At 69.5% G+C, this 17,187-nt stretch carries 17 protein-coding genes; 6 read left to right on the top strand and 11 right to left on the bottom strand.

Annotated elements, in window-relative coordinates; genetic code table 11:
* Positions 1 to 20: 20 nt before the first annotated feature.
* From ABD932_RS19225 to crcB (ABD932_RS19190), 8 genes are all read right to left on the bottom strand, one after another.
* On the bottom strand, positions 21 to 962 hold the full coding sequence (locus ABD932_RS19225) for a glutaminase (protein ID WP_345014261.1): 942 nt from the start codon (positions 960 to 962) through the stop codon (positions 21 to 23).
* Positions 963 to 1,012: 50 nt separating this feature from the next.
* Positions 1,013 to 2,425, bottom strand: a complete 1,413-nt coding sequence (aspA, locus tag ABD932_RS19220; RefSeq protein WP_345014260.1) for an aspartate ammonia-lyase — start codon at positions 2,423 to 2,425, stop codon at positions 1,013 to 1,015.
* Positions 2,426 to 2,541: 116 nt separating this feature from the next.
* Positions 2,542 to 3,558 (bottom strand): asparaginase, encoded by a 1,017-nt coding sequence (locus ABD932_RS19215; protein WP_345014476.1) that lies wholly within the window; start codon positions 3,556 to 3,558, stop codon positions 2,542 to 2,544.
* A 50-nt stretch (positions 3,559 to 3,608) separates the two neighbouring features.
* Positions 3,609 to 5,048 carry an amino acid permease gene (locus tag ABD932_RS19210; protein WP_345014259.1) on the bottom strand — a complete coding sequence of 480 codons (1,440 nt, stop codon included), beginning with the start codon at positions 5,046 to 5,048 and terminating at the stop codon, positions 3,609 to 3,611.
* Positions 5,045 to 5,722, bottom strand: a complete 678-nt coding sequence (locus ABD932_RS19205; protein WP_126397614.1) for a FadR/GntR family transcriptional regulator — start codon at positions 5,720 to 5,722, stop codon at positions 5,045 to 5,047. Before ABD932_RS19205 ends, ABD932_RS19210 begins: the two co-directional genes overlap by 4 nt.
* Positions 5,723 to 5,922: 200 nt before the next feature.
* Complete coding sequence (gene crcB, locus ABD932_RS19200; protein WP_345014258.1) at positions 5,923 to 6,297, bottom strand: fluoride efflux transporter CrcB; 375 nt, start codon at positions 6,295 to 6,297, stop codon at positions 5,923 to 5,925.
* The gene (locus ABD932_RS19195; protein ID WP_345014257.1) at positions 6,294 to 6,674 is read right to left on the bottom strand and encodes a DUF190 domain-containing protein; all 381 of its coding nucleotides are present in this window, start codon (positions 6,672 to 6,674) and stop codon (positions 6,294 to 6,296) included. The genes crcB (ABD932_RS19200) and ABD932_RS19195 overlap by 4 nt, the downstream gene beginning before the upstream one ends.
* A complete protein-coding gene (gene crcB / locus ABD932_RS19190) occupies positions 6,671 to 7,132 on the bottom strand; it encodes a fluoride efflux transporter CrcB (protein ID WP_345014256.1) in 462 nt (153 codons plus the stop codon). The genes ABD932_RS19195 and crcB (ABD932_RS19190) overlap by 4 nt, the downstream gene beginning before the upstream one ends.
* Before the next feature lie 290 nt (positions 7,133 to 7,422).
* On the opposite strand from crcB (ABD932_RS19190), the gene ABD932_RS19185 reads away from it, so the two are divergent.
* The gene (locus ABD932_RS19185) at positions 7,423 to 7,893 is read left to right on the top strand and encodes an SRPBCC family protein (protein ID WP_345014255.1); all 471 of its coding nucleotides are present in this window, start codon (positions 7,423 to 7,425) and stop codon (positions 7,891 to 7,893) included.
* A gap of 30 nt (positions 7,894 to 7,923) precedes the next feature.
* On the opposite strand, the gene ABD932_RS19180 is transcribed toward ABD932_RS19185, so the two are convergent.
* The 3 genes from ABD932_RS19180 to ABD932_RS19170 form a co-directional block, all read right to left on the bottom strand.
* Entirely contained in the window at positions 7,924 to 8,211 is a 288-nt protein-coding gene (locus tag ABD932_RS19180) for an ArsR family transcriptional regulator (RefSeq protein WP_345014253.1), read from the bottom strand.
* 193 nt (positions 8,212 to 8,404) lie between these two features.
* On the bottom strand, positions 8,405 to 9,979 hold the full coding sequence (locus ABD932_RS19175; protein WP_345014250.1) for a glycoside hydrolase family 53 protein: 1,575 nt from the start codon (positions 9,977 to 9,979) through the stop codon (positions 8,405 to 8,407).
* A 114-nt stretch (positions 9,980 to 10,093) separates the two neighbouring features.
* Positions 10,094 to 12,115, bottom strand: coding sequence for a beta-galactosidase (locus ABD932_RS19170; RefSeq protein ID WP_345014249.1), 2,022 nt, complete (start codon positions 12,113 to 12,115; stop codon positions 10,094 to 10,096).
* 183 nt (positions 12,116 to 12,298) lie between these two features.
* Between ABD932_RS19170 and ABD932_RS19165 the strand changes: the two genes are divergently transcribed.
* The 5 genes from ABD932_RS19165 to ABD932_RS19145 all read left to right on the top strand — a co-directional run bounded on the left by ABD932_RS19165 (position 12,299) and on the right by ABD932_RS19145 (position 17,126).
* Positions 12,299 to 13,627 (top strand): ABC transporter substrate-binding protein, encoded by a 1,329-nt coding sequence (locus tag ABD932_RS19165; RefSeq protein ID WP_345014247.1) that lies wholly within the window; start codon positions 12,299 to 12,301, stop codon positions 13,625 to 13,627.
* Complete coding sequence (locus ABD932_RS19160; protein WP_345014245.1) at positions 13,624 to 14,547, top strand: carbohydrate ABC transporter permease; 924 nt, start codon at positions 13,624 to 13,626, stop codon at positions 14,545 to 14,547. The genes ABD932_RS19165 and ABD932_RS19160 overlap by 4 nt, the downstream gene beginning before the upstream one ends.
* Positions 14,544 to 15,452 carry a carbohydrate ABC transporter permease gene (locus tag ABD932_RS19155; protein ID WP_345014243.1) on the top strand — a complete coding sequence of 303 codons (909 nt, stop codon included), beginning with the start codon at positions 14,544 to 14,546 and terminating at the stop codon, positions 15,450 to 15,452. The genes ABD932_RS19160 and ABD932_RS19155 overlap by 4 nt, the downstream gene beginning before the upstream one ends.
* Complete coding sequence (locus ABD932_RS19150) at positions 15,449 to 16,480, top strand: LacI family DNA-binding transcriptional regulator (protein ID WP_345014242.1); 1,032 nt, start codon at positions 15,449 to 15,451, stop codon at positions 16,478 to 16,480. Before ABD932_RS19155 ends, ABD932_RS19150 begins: the two co-directional genes overlap by 4 nt.
* 295 nt (positions 16,481 to 16,775) lie before the next feature.
* Positions 16,776 to 17,126, top strand: coding sequence for a VOC family protein (locus ABD932_RS19145; RefSeq protein ID WP_345014240.1), 351 nt, complete (start codon positions 16,776 to 16,778; stop codon positions 17,124 to 17,126).
* Positions 17,127 to 17,187 lie beyond the last annotated feature (61 nt).

Below are 17,187 nucleotides of genomic sequence, written 5' to 3'. Positions count from 1 at the left end.
CCCCGCGCCGAAAAGTTCCGTCAGAACACCGACACGCCCGTCAGCGTCGTGAATCTGTCCAGGGCCGCCACCCCCGCAACCGAATTGCCGCGTTCGTCCAGCCCCGGGCTCCACACGCACAGCGTGCACCGCCCCGGTACCACCGCGATGATGCCGCCGCCCACGCCGCTCTTGCCGGGCAGGCCCACCCGGTACGCGAAGTCGCCCGCCGCGTCGTACGTTCCGCAGGTCAGCATCACCGCGTTGACCTGCTTGGCCTGGCTGCGGGTGAGGAGGCGGGTGCCGTCGGCGCGGATGCCGTGGCGGGCCAGGAACGTGGTGGCCAGGGCGAGGTCGGCGCAGGACGCCGTGACGGAGCACTGGCGGAAGTACTGGTCGAGCAGGGCCGGGACCGGGTTGTCGATGTTGCCGTAGGACGCCATGAAATGGGCCAGGGCCGCGTTGCGGTCGCCGTGGGCCGACTCGGAGGCGGCCACGTCCTTGTCGAAGTCCAGGGTCGGGTTGCCGCTCTCGGCGCGGAGGAAGGCGAGGAGTTCGCCCGAGGCGTCGCCGGTACGGGTCTGGAGGCGGTCGGTGACGACGAGGGCGCCCGCGTTGATGAACGGGTTGCGCGGGATGCCGTTCTCGTACTCCAGCTGGATCAGGGAGTTGAACGGGTTGCCTGAGGGCTCGCGGCCCACGTGCTCCCAGAGTTCGTCGCCCTCACGGGCCAGGTCGAGCGCGAGGGTGAAGACCTTGGTGATGGACTGCGTGGAGAACGGCTCACGCCAGTCCCCCACGCCGTACACCGAGCCGTCGAGTTCCGCGACGGCCATGCCGAAGCGACGCGGGTCGCAGGCCGCGAGCGCCGGGATGTAGTCGGCGGGCCGGCCACGGCCGGGGGTCCGCCCGATCTCCTCCGCGATGCGCTCCAGGATCGGCTGGAAGGTCAGTGACGACGTCGACGCTGCCATGATCACCATTGTGCCTCCCTGCCGGTCCCGGTGCGCATCCGCGGTTGGGGGGGGGTGGGTCAGGCCAGTGCCTGGCCGCTGCCCGCGACGACCTCCGGACGGAGCAGGTCGGCGAGGGTCTCGGCGGGCAACAGGCCCTTCTCCAGGACGAGTTCGGCCACGCCCCGGCCGCTGACGAGGGCCTCCTTGGCGATGTCGGTGGCCGCCGTGTACCCGATGTGCGGGTTCAGGGCGGTGACCAGGCCGATGGAGTTCTCCACGGTCCGGCGCAGCGCCTCGGTGTTGGCGGTGATGCCGTCCACGCAGCGCTCGGCCAGGGTCAGGCAAGCGGCCCGCAGATGGGTGATCGACTCCGACAGGGAGTGCAGGATGATCGGCTCGAAGGCGTTGAGCTGGAGCTGTCCGGCCTCGGCTGCCATGGTGATGGCGACGTCGTTGCCGATCACCTCGAAGGCCACCTGGTTGACGACCTCGGGGATCACCGGGTTGACCTTGCCCGGCATGATCGACGAACCGGCCTGCACCGGCGGCAGGTTGATCTCACCGAGCCCCGCACGCGGCCCGGAGGAGAGCAGCCGCAGGTCGTTGCAGCTCTTGGACAGCTTGACGGCGATCCGCTTGAGCACGCCGGACATCTGGACGAACGCCCCGCAGTCCTGGGTGGCCTCGACCAGGTTGGCGGCGGTGACCAGCGGCAGCCCGGTGATCTCGGCGAGGTGGCGGCGGGCCGACTCGGCGTATCCGGCGGGGGCGTTGAGGCCGGTGCCGATGGCCGTGGCGCCCAGGTTGATCTCATGGATCAGCTCGACGGCCTCGGCAAGCCGGGAACGGTCCTCGTCGATCATGACGGCGTACGCGGAGAACTCCTGCCCGAGCGTCATCGGCACCGCGTCCTGCAACTGCGTACGGCCCATCTTGAGCACGTCGCGGAACTCGACGGCCTTGCGGGCGAAGGCGTCCTGCAGGACGGACATCGCCTTGAGCAGACCGCGCACCGCGAAGACGGTAGCGATCTTCACTGCGGTCGGGTAGACGTCGTTCGTCGACTGCCCGAGGTTGACGTCCTCGTTGGGGTGCAGGTGCCGGTACTGGCCCTTCTCGAACCCCAGCAGCTCCAACGCCCGGTTGGCCACGACCTCGTTGGCGTTCATGTTGGTCGACGTGCCGGCGCCGCCCTGGATGACGTCGACGACGAACTGGTCGTGCAGCTTGCCCGTGCGGATCTCGCGGCAGGCCGCGACGATGGCGGCGGCCTTCCTGGGGTCGAGCAGCCCGAGCTCCTCGTTGGCGAGGGCGGCGGCCTCCTTGACGGCGGCGAGGGCGTCGATGAGGTGGGGGTAGGCGGAGATCGGCGTCCCGGTGATGGGGAAGTTCTCCGTGGCACGCAGGGTGTGGACACCCCAGTAGGCATCGGCGGGTATGTCACGGTCGCCGAGCAGGTCGTGTTCGCTACGGGTGGAGGCGACGGTCATGAGGGAACGAGTCCTCTTTCAAAGGGGTTGAGGGTGAGCGCCCCATCAGGGGCGCGGGGAACTGCGCGACCAGCCACGAAAGCCCGCAGCCGCCGACAAAGAAGACCGGCACATACTTAGGCGCACGCCGAGACAACAACCGGCTCCAGCGACCGAACGGGCCGCACACACCCGACCTCCCGGCCGCCCCCAAGAAGTGCCTCTCCCTGGAACTCGGTGAGCAACTCCGGATCCACCCCGGCCCAAGCAAGAGCGGCGGCAGCTACCGGCACCCGCGCCCGATTCGCCCCATCGGCGATCTTCACCGCGATGGCCCGACCGTCCGGCAGCGCAGCAACCTGCACGCCCTCGAACCCATCCTTGGCGAGCAGCCCCGGCACGGCCCGCATCAACGCGGCAACGTCCCGCCCCGAGCCGGAGGCCATCTCCGCATGCTCCCGCATCGCGTCGGCGACCCGCGCCTCCGGCGTACCCGACACCGCGGTGGTGATCCGTGCGGCGGCCCGGGCAAGGCCGTGCAGCGACACGGAGAACAACGGCGCCCCACATCCGTCGACGGTCACGCGCGCGATCCGCTGCCCCGTGAGATCCTCGACGATCTCGGCGATCGCCTGCTGCAGCGGGTGCCCGGGGTCGAGGTAGTCCTCCAGGGACCAGCCGTTGAGCCGGCAGGCGTACAGCATGGCCGCGTGCTTGCCGGAGCAGTTCTGGGCGAGCCGGGAGGGCAGGCGGCCCTCCCGGACCCATGCGTCGCGGACGACCGGGTCGTACGGCATGTCCGGGACGTTGCGCAGGTGGTCCTCGGTGAGCCCGGCGAGTTCGAGGATGCGCCGGGTTCCGGCGAGGTGGCGTTCCTCGCCGGAGTGGCTCGCCGCGGTGAGCGAGAGCAGCTCGCCGTCCAGCGGGAGCCCGACCCGCGCCATGGCGACGGCCTGTACGGGCTTGAGCGCCGAGCGCGGGTAGAAGGCGGCCTCGATGTCACCGAGCTGGAACCGGACCTGGCCGTCGGCGCCGAGGACGACGACGGAGCCGTAGTGGATGCCTTCGGTCATTCCGCCGCGTACGAGGTGGGCGACGGGGGCGTGGAGGGGTTCGCGGACAAGGGGTGCGTCCGCTATGGAACTGCTGTACATCACTGCCTGGTTGTCGTGGGTCGATGAGGGGTCGTCGACCGACACGGGTTTCACGCGTCGGCCTTCGGGGTGGTGCGCGCGGCCCGGGCACGGATGCCGTACCAGCCCGCGACCAGCGCTCCGACGATCAGCGGCAGGCACAGCACGGTGGTGCGGCCGGCGCCTCCGTCGGCGTACATGAGGACCAGGACGGAGGCGAGGAAGGCCAGCGTCACGAGTTCGGTCCAGGGGGAGCCCGGCAGTCGGTAGCCGGGGCGGGTGAGCTCGCCCTTCTGGGTCTTCTGCCAGAAGAGCAGGTGACAGATCATGATCATGCCCCAGGTGGCGAGGATCCCGATCGCCGCGAAGTTCAGCACGATCTCGAACGCGTCCGCGGGGACGACGAAGTTGAGGCCGACGCCGAGGACACAGATGCCGCTGGTGAGCAGGATGCCGCCGTACGGGACCTGGCTGCGGCTCATCACCGAGGTGAACTTGGGGGCGGAGCCGGACATCGCCATGGAGCGCAGGATGCGGCCGGTGGAGTACAGGCCGGAGTTGAGCGAGGACATGGCCGCGGTCATCACGACCAGGTTCATGACGCCGCCGGCGGCCGGGATGCCGATGTTGGACAGCACGGTGACGAAGGGGCTCTCGCCCGCCTTGTACGACGACCAGGGCAGCAGCATCGAGAGCAGCACGACCGAGCCGACATAGAACAGACCGACGCGCCACATGATCGAGTTGATCGCCTTCGGCATGATCTTCTCGGGGTTCTCGGTCTCACCGGCCGCGACGCCGACCAGTTCGACGGAGGCGTAGGCGAAGACGACGCCCTGGATGATCAGCAGCATGGGCAGCAGGCCGTTGGGGAAGAGGCCGCCGTGGTCGGTGATCAGGGACGGGCCGGGGGTCGTGCCGTCGACCGGGTGCTGGGTGACCAGCAGGAAGATGCCGATACACATGAAGACGACGAGCGCGCCGACCTTGATGATCGCGAACCAGAACTCCAGTTCGCCGAAGATCTTCACCGAGATCAGGTTCACGGTGAGGACGACGGCCAGGGCTATCAGCGCGATCACCCACTGCGGGATGTCGGAGAACATGCCCCAGTAGTGCGTGTACGTGGCCACCGCGGTGATGTCGGCGATGCCGGTGGTGGCCCAGTTCAGGAAGTACATCCAGCCCGCGGTGTACGCGCCCTTCTCTCCCATGAACTCCCGGGCGTACGACACGAAGGCGCCGGAGGACGGGCGGTACAGGACGAGTTCGCCGAGGGCGCGCACGACCAGGAAGGCGAAGACGCCGCAGACCGCGTAGGCGATGAACAGGGACGGGCCGGCGTCGGCGAGTCGGCCGCCGGCGCCGAGGAACAGGCCGGTGCCGATGGCTCCGCCGATGGCGATCATGTTGACGTGCCGGGACTTCAGCGACTTGCTGTAGCCGAGGTCTCCGGCGTCGACGTGACCGGACTGGGGGCGCGTCTCGTCTTTGAGGTGCTGCTCGCTCACGCCTCGGGTCCGCCTTCCGTGGTGCTGTCCGTGCGCGGGGGGCGCACGATGTCGGTGAGGGTCGTTTCGACGCGGTCCAGGTGGTGGGCCATGGCATCGGTCGCGTCGAGTTCGGAACCGTCGATCAGCGCCTCGACGATGGCCCGGTGCTCGCGGTTGGACTGCTCGCGGCGGCCGCCCAGCTCATTGAGGAAGGCCGACTGACGCGCCAGTGCGTCGCGGATCTCCTCGATGACCCGGCGGAAGACCGGGTTCTGGGCGGCCTCGGCCACGGCCAGGTGGAAGAGGGTGTCCATCGCGACCCACGCGGTGGTGTCCGTCTCCCGCTCCATGCGGTCGAGCAGGTGGGCCAGGTGGTCGAGGTTCTCCGGGGTGCGGCGCAGTGCCGCGTACCCGGCGACCGGGATCTCGACATGCCGGCGCACTTCCAGCAGGTCGCTGGCCGCGTAGTCGCCGAAGGTGGGGTCCTCGACGGCGTTGGCGACGACGAAGGTGCCCTTGCCGGTCTTGGAGACGGTCAGCCCCATGGTCTGCAGGGCCCTGAGGGCCTCGCGCAGCACGGGACGGCTGATCTCCAGGGTGCGGCAGAGCTCCGCCTCGGAGGGCAGCTTGTCGCCGATGGCGTATTCGCCGCGCTCGATGGCGCTACGGAGGTGCGCCAGGACGGCCTCCATGGCGCTGATGCGACGCGGAGGCTGTCCGGCTGTCCGGCTGTCTGACAGGTTCACGGGAGAGATACTCCGGGTGAGCCGTGGGTGGTGTCAAGGGATGCGAATGGCGAGATTCACCGGGGACGGCGCTTGAGAGCCGCCATCCCGCCCGGTCGGCCGTGACATACAACGACGCGAACCGGTCCCCCATGGCCACACGGCCGCTACGACCACACAGTCTCGGCGATCGACACCCCGAGGAACGCCGCCCCGAGTCCGGCGGTCACGCTCCCCACGACATTGGCGACGGCGTACAGCCCGGCACCGGTCTCGGTCAGCCGCAGGGTCTCGTACGAGAAGGTCGAGTACGTGGTCAGCGCCCCGCACAGGCCGGTGCCCAGGAGCAGCTGGAGGTGGGAACTCGCAGCGCCCGCGGATGCCGCGCCGGTGAGCAGGCCCAGGATCAGGCAGCCGGTGACGTTGACCGCGAAGGTGCCCCAGGGGAACACCGAGTCGTGCCGGGACTGCACGGCCCGGTCGGTGAGGTAGCGCAGGGGCGCGCCGACGACCGCACCCGCGATCACCAGGAGCCAGTTCACGGCGACTTCTCACCCTTCGTGTCCGATGTGCGCGCGGTGTCGTCGCGCCCGGTGTACCGGATGACCTCACAGTCGTCGAGCGTGACGAGCCCTTCGGTGACGAGCTCGTCGAGCTGGGGCAGGAAGGCCCGTACGCGCTCGTCCGCGTCAACGATCACGATCGCGACCGGCAGGTCCTCGCTCAGGGACAGCAGCCGTGAGGTGTGGATCAGGGAGGACGCGCCGAAGCCCTCGATGCCACGGAAGACGCTGGCGCCCGCGAGGCCGGCGGCGTGGGCGCGACGGACGATCTCCGAATAGAGGGGCTTGTGGTGCCAGATGTCGTTCTCGCCGACGAGGACGGTCAAGCGCAGGGCTCTGCCGGTCAGCCGTGTCATGGCTGCCTCCACTTCAGAACACGGCGGGTCGCCGCCGCCGCGAGCCAGACCGCCGCGAGGGCGGCGATCAGGGTCCCGGCGAGGTAGGCCAGTGCGGTACGGGGGTGGCCGTTGTCGGCCAGGTGCTGGATGTCGACGGCGTAGGTGGAGAAGGTGGTGAAGCCACCGAGGACTCCGGTGCCGAAGAAGGGGCGGACGAGGCGGTGGGCGGCCCACACGTCGGTGATGACCACCATGAACACACCGATCACGGCGCAGCCGACCACGTTGGTCCAGAGGGTCGCCCAGGGGAATCCGCCCTGCGGGGTCGGCCACCACAGGGCGAACGCATAGCGGGCCGTGGCGCCGATGGCGCCGCCGAGTGCGACCACCGCGACGACCGGCGCCTGTGTCCGCCAGGCGGGCTGCCGCGGAATGCGGGCGGGGGCGCTGAGGTTCTCGGTGTCCGGGGCTGTCATGGGCGTACGTCTCCTACTCGCCGGGGCCCGGGCATGCGGGCCGCGTCGTCGCAAGTAGGGACCGTTGGCGGCAGCACTGCCGCGGTTCGGGTACGGCGGGCCCCACCGCCGCGCCGCGAGGGTCGTCGCGGCCGGGAATCAGGGTAACTCCGGGCGGCCGGAAGGGTCACTTCGGAACCTCGGCCTGCGCGGGCCCGCCCGCTGCGGATGCTCCGAGTGCGCCGCGCCGCTACTGTCGAAGGGCCCGCTGAGCAGCAGAAGCCCTGTACTCCAGAAGGAGCGTGGTCGGCGTGGCCCGCAATCGCCGTCTGATCCTGAGCTCGCCGTCCGAGGTCTGGAGCCTGCTGTCCGACGGCCGTCGCTACGGGGAGTGGGTCACGGGAACCCAGCGGGTTCTCGCCGTGGACCCGGATTGGCCCGACGTGGGCGCCCGGCTGCGCGTCCGGGTCGGTATCGGCCGCGTCACCCTCGACGACACCGTCGTCGTACGCATCTCCCAGCCACAGCAGCGCCTGGAGCTCGAAGCGAAGGCGGATCCCTTCGGGGCGGCCCGGATCGCCATGAAGCTGATCCCCTGGGGCGAACACACGCTCTTCGTCATCGACTGGCACCCCCTGCGGGGCCCCGGTACCCGGATGCACGGGCTGCCCGTCGACTACGTCGTCGCGATCCGCAACGGCATGATGCTGACGAAGCTGGCCCGGATCGCGGTGCGCGAGCATCACGAGCTCAGCCCGGAATCGGCACTCCGCACGGGCTAGGGGACGGCCGGTGCGGTTGCTGTCCTGCGGCTACCAACCCTTCTCGAACATGCGCGCCACCTCGGCGATCCGCATCTCGTCACGCCGGTAGTGCACGCGCCGCCGGATCCGCTTGGTGCGCAGCAGGCCGAGGTCCACGAGGAGGCCGAGGTGGGTCTCGGCGACCTTGCGCGACACGCCGAGCTTCTCGGCCATGGCGTCCGCGGTGACGCCGTCCTCGACCGGGTCGCCGTGTCGCGGCTTGGGGAAGTGCGCGGCCGGGTTCTTCAGCCATTCGAGGATGTCCAGGCGCCTTGCGCTGACGGGAGTCCTCAGCATCTCGTCCCTCCCTCTGACGGGCCGCGTCCTCACGCGGCTTCCCACTGTCCCGCAGTCGAAGCCACCGCGTCCGGGACTCTCGGACCCTTGTCCGGTACCGAACGGCCGTACGACACAAGGCTGTTCACCCGTAACGCGGCGGGGCCCGGCCGCATGGGGATGGCCGGGCCCTTCTGTCGTGGATTCAACGAACTCAGCGGTGGCTGAACCACGCCGTCGACGACAGCGCCTTGTCGTCGTAGCCGAACAGCGCCTGGTTCTCCCAGCCGTTGCCGGAAGAGGCGTCGGTCGGGTCCCAGCCGTTGCCGGAGACGGCGGTCCAGGTCGCCTCCCAGTAGAAGACACCGAGGCCGCGACCGTTCGGGACGGCCTCCACGATGCTGGCCACGTCGTTCATCCACCGGCGCTGTCCGGCCGTGTTCGCCGGGTAGCCGGAGACCAGTTCGCCGGTGGTGTTGATGATCTCCTCGTGCGAGTCCTCGCTGTCCAGCCGGAACGGGTAGGCCGTCTCGGCGACGAAGACCGGCTTGCCGTAGCGGGAGGCCGCGTCGTCCAGGGTGGTCTGGAAGTCGTAGAGCGAGCCGTGCCAGTAGCCGTAGTACGACAGGCCGATGGCGTCGAACTTCACCCCGTTGGAGACCGCGCTGTCGAACCACCAGCGGGTGCCGGACAGGTCACCGCCCTTGGCGAGGTGCAGGGCGACCGCGGTGGAAGAGTTCACCGCCTTGACCGCGTCGTAGCCCGAGTTGAGCAGGCCGGCGAGCTGTGACCAGTTGTTCGTGGAGCCCTCGTTCCACAGCATGCCGCCGTTGATCTCGTTGCCGACCTGGACCATGTCGGCGGTGGTGCCTTGAGCCTTCAACGCGTTCAACACGTCGTACGTGTGGTTGTACACGTCGGTCTTGAGCTGGCTGTACGAGTGGCCGGCCCAGGCAGAGGGCTTGCTCTGGGCACCCGGGTCGGCCCAGGTGTCCGAGTAGTGGAAGTCGACCAGCAGCTTCATGCCGGCCGCCTTGACCCGCTTGGCCATGGCGAGGACGCGCGTCTTGTTGTTGTAGCCGTCGGCCGGGTTGACCCAGACCTTCAGGCGCGCGTAGTTCATGCCGGCGTTCTTCAGGATGGTGACCGCGTCGCCGGTCGTGCCCGAACTCGTCTTGTAGACACCGCCCTTGGCCTCGCTCTTGGCGAGGGAGGAGATGTCGGCGCCGTGGATCGACGTGCCGCCCGTGCCGGAGGCGAAGGTCAGGTCGTCGACGTTGATCCAGTTGCCCGCGTTCGCGTCACTGTTGATGCTGATCGTGCACTGGTTGTTGGTCACGTTGACCGGCACGACGATCCGGATCCAGCCACTCGCCGAGACCGGCAGGTCGGTGCGCTGCTCCGTGCCGCCGCAGTTCTTCAGCGCAAGGTACGCCGAGTTCTGGCCACCGCCGGAGCGGACCCAGGCGGTGAGCTTGTAGTTCCCGTTGGTGAGCCCGGACAGGTACTGGTACGTCTCCACCTTGTAGGCGGAGGACGAGTAGTGGGTCAGGCGGTAACTCCCGCCGTGGCCACCGGCTTCGGTGAAGGAGGCCGAGTTCTGGCCGCCCGCCGAGTACGTGGACCAGCCGGACGGTGTCGCGGTGCCGGTGCCGTCGGACTCGAAGCCGCCGTTGGTGAGCGTGCTCGCCGCCGAGGCGGTCTGCGCGGGCAGGGCGGTGAGGGCGAGTCCGGCGGTGAGCGGAATCAGCAGGCCCCGGAGGGTGCGGGTGCGTCTGGGATGGAACATCTTCGTCCGTCGTCCCTTCGACGTATGGGGATGGGGGTGTCCCTCGCCAGGAAGTCGGCGAGTGAAGCCCCTCCGCCCGCGGCTCGCGGCACGCGCGGGCGGAGGGGAGTCGGCTCAGCCGTCGAGTCGTACGACCCGGACGGCTCCCGCGGGCACCTCGAGACGGCCCGCGGCGCGTTCACCGGTCAGCAGCTCGGTGCCGGGCGTCTCCAGCGGCACCTTGGCGTCCGACGCGGTGTGGTTGATCGCGAACAGGTAGCTGCCCGACTCGCCGGCGCGGCGCACGACCTCGACATCGCGGGGCAGGTCGACACGCGGTGCGACCTGGGCGTCCTCGATCGCCCAGCCCAGCAGCGCGTCGAGCCCCTCGGCGCCCAGGCGGGTGGAGACGTACCAGGCGGTGCCCTCGCCGAGCCGGTGCCGGGTGACGGCCGGGTGGCCTGCGGTCAGGCCGTCGGCGTAGGTCCACACGGTCTCGGCGCCGCGCGGGACGACGAACTCCGTCCACACGTCGCCGCTGAGCTCGGAGCCGTCCGGGCCGGTGATCCGCACCAGCTGGTCCTGGAGGAGCGGCGAGAACTCCTCGACCGTCAGGCCCAGGACGTCCCGCAGCGGGCCGGGGTAGGCGCCCTCGTGCACGGCGTCGTGCTCGTCGACGATGCCGGAGAAGTACGACACGACGAGGGTGCCGCCGTTCTCGACGTATCGGCGCAGATTGCGGCCGGCCGCCTCCGTCATCAGGTACAGGGCGGGTGCGACGACCAGGGGGTGGGCCGACAGGTCGGCTTCCGGGTGGGCGAAGTCGACCGTGAGGTGGCGGTCGTAGAGCACCTCGTAGAAGGCGTCGGCGCGCTCGCGCGGGTCGTGGTCCTCGCTGGGGCGCCAGTCGAGGTTCTGTGCCCACCAGGAGTGCCAGTCCCACAGCATGGCCACGTCGGCCTGGGTGCGGGTGCCGCGCACGCCGCTCAACGAGTCGAGGGCGGCGCCGAGTTCGACCACCTCGCGCCACACGCGCGTGTCGGTGCCGCCGTGCGGGACCATCGCCGAGTGGAACTTCTCGGCACCGCGCCGGGACTGCCGCCACTGGAAGAACATGGCGCCCTCGGAGCCGCGCGCCACATGGGCGAGGGAGTTGCGGGCCATCTGGCCGGGGGCCTTGGCCGGGTTGCGGGCCTGCCAGTTGACGCCCGAGGTGGAGTGCTCCAGGAGGATCCAGGGCGCTCCGCCGGCCACGGACCGGGTGAGGTCGGCGGCCATCGCGAGGTTGACATGGGTGCGGCGGCCGTCGGTGATCAGGTAGTGGTCGTTGGTGACGATGTCGACCTCACGGCCCCAGGCCCAGTAGTCGACGGAGTCGCACTGGCTGAGGGCCGTCATGAAGTTGGTCGTGACGGGGACGCCCGGCGAGAGGCGGTGCAGGATGTCCCGTTCCATGACGAAGTTCTCGCGCATGGTGGCGTCGGCGAAGCGCTTGTAGTCCAGCGCCTGGGCCGGGTTGACGGACGTCGGCGTCAGGCGCGGCGGGTTGATCTGCCCGAAGTCGGCGTAGCGCTGGCCCCAGAAGGCGGTGCCCCAGGCCTCGTTGACCGCGTCGACCGTCCCGTACGTCGACTCCAGCCAGCGGCGGAAGTGCGCGGCGCAGGAGTCGCAGTAGCAGGCCGAGACGGGGACGCCGTACTCGTTGTGCACGTGCCACATCGCCAGCGCCGGGTGGTCGCCGTAGCGTTCGGCGAGCTGGGTGGTGATGGAGGCGGCCGCCGCCCGGTAGTCCGCGTTGCTGTGACAGATCGCGGCGCGGGAGCCGAACTCGTGGCGCACCCCCTCCGGCGTCACGGGCAGGGCCTCGGGGTGGGCCCGGTAGAACCACACCGGCGGGCAGACGGTGGGCGTGCCCAGGTCGACGCGTATGCCGTTCTCGTGCAGCAGGGCGAACAGGCGGTCCATCCAGCCGAAGTCGTACACACCGGGTGAGGGTTCCAGCAGGGCCCAGGAGAAGATCCCGACGCTCACCATCGTGACGCCGGCCTCCCGCATCAGCCGGACGTCCTCCTGCCAGACGCTTTCCGGCCACTGCTCGGGGTTGTAGTCCCCACCGAAGGCGAGCCTGGCGAGGCCCCTGGGGGTGGTATCCGGCATGGATCTCTCCCGTTTAATCGATCATTTGGGAACGTGCACACACCCGTTCAGCGGTGCGAGCCCAACATAACCGCACAGCAACAACCATTGACAAGTGTCCGGGATGTTTCTCTACTGTGAACGCTCACAGAAGCATGGCGGGCCCTCGCAGCAGGCGGAGGCCCCAGGTCAGGGGAGAGATCCATGCCCAACACCAAGCGGCGGTTCTTCGTCAGAAGCGCAGCTGTGTCCGTCGCCGTCGCCCTCGGCGCCACCGCCCTCGCCGCCTGCGGCTCGTCCGAGGACGACAGCGAGGCCGAATCCGGCCCCGTCTCGCTGACGTACTGGACCTGGACGCCCGGCATGGACAAGGTCGTCGACCTGTGGAACAAGGGCCAGGGCAAGAAGGACCAGATCACGGTCACGGTGAAGAAGCAGGCGTCCGGCGACACGCTGGTCACCAAGATCCTCACCGCGCACAAGGCCGGCAAGGCCCCGGACCTGGTCCAGGCCGAGTACCAGGCGCTGCCGACACTGGTCAGCAATGACGCGGTCGCGGACATAGCGAGCGAGGTCGGCGACGCGAAGAGCAAGTTCGCCGACGGCGTGTGGCAGCAGACCACGCTGGGCACGGACGCGGTCTACGCGGTCCCGCAGGACATCGGGCCGATGATGTTCTACTACCGCGAGGACCTCTTCAAGAAGTACGGCCTGACGGTACCGACGACCTGGGAGCAGTTCGCCGAGACCGCCCGTGCGCTGAAGAAGAAGTCCCCCGACACGGACCTCACCACCTTCTCCGCCAACGACTCCGGCCTCTTCGCGGGCCTCGCCCAGCAGGCCGGCGCCAAGTGGTGGACGACCTCCGGCGAGAAGTGGAAGGTCGGCATCGACGACGCCGCCTCCCAGAAGGTCGCCAAGTTCTGGGGCGACCTCGTCAAGGAGGGCGCCATCGACAACCAGCCGATGTACACACCGGCCTGGAACAAGGCGCTCAACACCGGTAAGCAGATCGCCTGGGTCAGCGCCGTGTGGGCCCCGGGCACCCTGACCACGGCCGCGCCCGACACCAAGGGCAAGTGGGCCATGGCCCCGCTCCCCCAGTGGTCGCAGTCGGAGAACGTCACCGGCAGCTGGGGCGGCTCCTCCACCGCCGTCACGACGGACTCCAAGCACAAGGCGGCCGCCGCGAAGTTCGCCGCCTGGCTGAACACCGACGGCGACGCCCTCAACGCGCTGGCCAAGGAGAGCGGCATCTACCCGGCCTCCACCTCGGCCCAGCTCAGCGGCGCCTTCACCACGCCGCCGGACTACTTCTCCAACCAGGCCGACTTCTACACGAAGGCCGCCGAGATCGCCGAGACCACGGCTCCGTCGGCGTGGGGCCCGAACGTGAACGTCGCCTACACGACCTTCAAGGACGCCTTCGGCAAGGCCGCCAAGAACAAGTCGGACTTCGTCGCCGCCCTGACCACCATGCAGGACGACACGGTCGCCGACCTCGAGAAGCAGGGCTTCGAGGTCTCCGAGTGACCAGCACAAGCCGGAGGGCGTACGGGGTGAAGGGGGCCCCGTACGCCTTCCTCCTCCCCGCAACGATCCTCTTCGCCCTGTTCTTCGCACTGCCCATCGGCTACGCGATCTGGCTCAGCTTCCGCAAGGTGAAGGTCTCCGGGCTCGGCCTCGGTGCCGGTGCCCGCAAGGAGGTCTGGGCCGGTCTGGAGAACTACACCGACGCCCTCACCGACAGCGAACTGGTCGACGGCGCGCTGCGCGTGCTCGGCTACGGCTGCATCGTGGTCCCGGTGATGCTGGGCCTCGCCCTGCTGTTCGCGCTGATGCTCGACTCCGAGAAGGTGCGCCTCGCGCCCTTCACCCGGCTCGCGATCTTCCTGCCGTACGCCATCCCCGGCGTCGTGGCGGCGCTCCTGTGGGGCTTCCTGTACCTGCCGGACGTCAGCCCCTTCTACTTCGTGCTCGACAAACTGGGGCTGCCGCAGCCGGACCTGCTGGACGGCGGTCCGCTCTACCTCGCCCTGTCGAACATCGCGGTCTGGGGAGGCACCGGCTTCAACATGATCGTCATCTACACCTCGTTGCAGGCGATCCCGGCCGAGGTGTACGAGGCGGCCAAGCTGGACGGTGCCACGCCGCTGCAGGTCGCGCTGCGGATCAAGATCCCGATGGTGACGCCCTCGCTGGTGCTGACCTTCTTCTTCTCGATCATCGCCACGCTCCAGGTGTTCAACGAGCCGACCACCCTCAAGCCGCTCACCAACTCCGTGTCCACGACGTGGAGTCCGCTGATGAAGGTGTACCAGGACGCCTTCGGCAAGGGCGACATCTACGCGGCGGCCGCGCAGGCCACGATCATCGCTCTGGCCACGCTGCTGCTGTCCTTCGGCTTCCTGCGGGCCGCGAACCGTCGTAACAAGCAGGAGGCAGCGCGATGAGTTCTCTTGCCGTGAGCAAGACCAGCCCGGCCGCCGGTACCACGCCCGGTACCGCCCAGAGCCGCCCGCCGCTGCGGCGCCGGATCGCGCTGATCCCGACGGTCACCCTGGTCCTCGGCGCGGTCTACTGCCTGCTGCCCGTCGCCTGGGTGGTGATCGCGGCGACGAAGTCCGGCAGTGAGCTGTTCTCCACGTTCACCTTCCTGCCGGGCACGGGCTTCGCCGACAACTTCTCGGACCTGAGCGCCTACCGGGACGGCGTGTACTGGCAGTGGATGGGCAACTCCGCCCTGTACGCCGGTGTCGGCGCCCTGCTGTCGACGTGCGTGTCGGCGTTCAGCGGCTACGCCCTGGCGATGTACCGCTTCCCCGGCCGCGAGGCGATCTTCAACGTGCTGCTGGCGGGTGTGCTGATGCCGCCGGTGATCCTGGCCATCCCGCAGTACCTGCTGCTGGCCGAGGCCGACCTGACGGACTCGTACCTCTCGGTGCTGCTCCCGCAGATCCTCTCGCCGTACGGCGTCTACCTCGCGCGGATCTACGCGGCCGCGGCCGTCCCCGCCGACGTGGTCGAGGCCGGCCGGATGGACGGCGCGAGCGAGTGGCGGATCTTCACGCGGGTCGCGCTGCCGATGATGGTGCCCGGCATGGTGACGGTGTTCCTGTTCCAGTTCGTGGCGATCTGGAACAACTTCCTGCTGCCGTACATCATGCTCAGCGACGACGAGCGGTTCCCGATCACGCTGGGCCTGTACACGCTCCTCGAACAGGGCGCCAACACGCCCGCGCTGTACACGCTGGTGATCACCGGGGCGTTCCTCGCGGTGATCCCGCTGGTGGCACTCTTCCTGGTCATCCAGCGGTTCTGGAGCCTCGATCTGCTCTCCGGAGCCGTAAAGTCATGACCATGAGCAACACGGGGGGCCGACGCAGACCGCCGACGATCCACGACGTGGCGCGCGAGGCAGGAGTCTCACGGGGCACCGTCTCGCGCGTGCTCAACGGCGGGCACTACGTCAGCCCGACCGCGCAGGAGGCGGTCAACGCGGCGATCCGCAAGACGGGTTACGTCGTCAACCGGCATGCGCGCTCGCTGATCACCGGGCGTTCGGACTCCATCGGGTTCCTGCTGACCGAGCCGCAGGAGAAGTTCTTCGAGGACCCCAACTTCAACGTCCTGCTGCGGGGTTGCACCCAGGCGCTGGCCGCGCACGACATCCCGTTGCTGCTGATGCTGGCGGGCACGAAGGACGAACGGCGGCGCATAACGCGGTACATCACGGCGGGGCACGTCGACGGGGTGCTACTGGTCTCCAGCCACTCCGGTGATCCTGTGGCCGAGGAGCTGCGTGAGGCGGGTGTGCCGCTGGTGGCGTGCGGCAAGCCGATCGGGCTGGGCTCCAAGGTCAGCTATGTGGCGGCGGACGACCGGGACGGCGCCCGGGACATGGTGCGCCATCTGCTGTCCGTCGGCCGCCGCCGTATCGGCGTGGTCACCGGTCCGCTGGACACCCCGGGCGGTGTGGAGCGGCTCGCCGGCTACAAGGAGGTGCTCGCCGAGGCGGGCATCGAGATCGACGACCGGCTCATCGTGTCCGGCGACTACAGCCGGGCCAGCGGTGAGGCGGGCGCCGAGCGGCTGCTGGCGCAGGCGCCGGACCTGGACGCGGTGTTCGTCGCATCCGACCTGATGGCACAGGGCGTGCTGACGGCCCTGGGGCGGACCGGGCGCCGGGTGCCGCAGGACGTCGCGGTCGGCGGCTTCGACGACTCCCCCGCCGCGCTCGCCGCACGCCCCGAGCTCACCACGATCCGGCAGCCCTGGGACCGGATCAGCGCGGAGATGGTGCGGGTGCTGCTGGCGCAGATCGGCGGTGAGGATCCGGCGGCGGTGATTCTGCCTACGGAGCTGGTGCGGCGGGAGTCGACGTAAGGGCGCGTGAACGGATCCTTGTCGTCCGCCCGAAGGGCGCGCCCGGACGGCGGCGATGGGGGGGCGCCACACGCAGCGGCGCGCGGGGATCTGTTCACGGGCCCCAAGGGCGCGAGCGGACCGTGAGGGCGCACCGCCCGGCGCTACGGCCGGCGGCGGGCCCTCGACCCGGCGGTCGGCGGCGCGCTCCCGCCGTGCGATCGGTCAGGAATCGAGAAGTACGCAACCGCTCCCCCGTCCTAGCGTGAAACCACCGACGAGACGCGTCGGAGCACGCTTCACCGAGGAGAGCGCCATGACCGCCGGACTCAACACGATCATCTACCCCGTCAAGGACCTCGACCGGGCGAAGGCCCTGTTCAGCACCCTGCTGGGCACACAGCCGTATGCGGACGAGCCGTACTACGTCGGCTTCAAGGACGCCGGACAGGACGTCGGCCTGGACCCCAACGGCCACGCGAAGGGCATGACCGGCCCGGTCCCCTACTGGCACGTGGCCGACATCAGGGCGACCCTGGCGGCCCTGTTGGAGGCGGGGGCGGAGACCCTCCAGGACGTGAAGGACGTCGGCGGGGGCAGGCTGATCGCCTCCGTGAAGGACGCCGACGGCAATCTCGTGGGGATCCTCCAGGACCCGACCGAGTGACGGCCCTAACCTCGCCTACCCCGATCCGCACATCTGTTGCGCGTGCACTAGTTGCATAGTC

Source organism: Streptomyces shaanxiensis (assembly GCF_039537145.1).
In the GTDB taxonomy this organism is placed as follows: Bacteria; Actinomycetota; Actinomycetes; order Streptomycetales; family Streptomycetaceae; genus Streptomyces; species Streptomyces shaanxiensis.
Note: the sequence above shows the minus strand (reverse complement) of the source record. Positions and strands in the feature narration are given on the sequence as shown.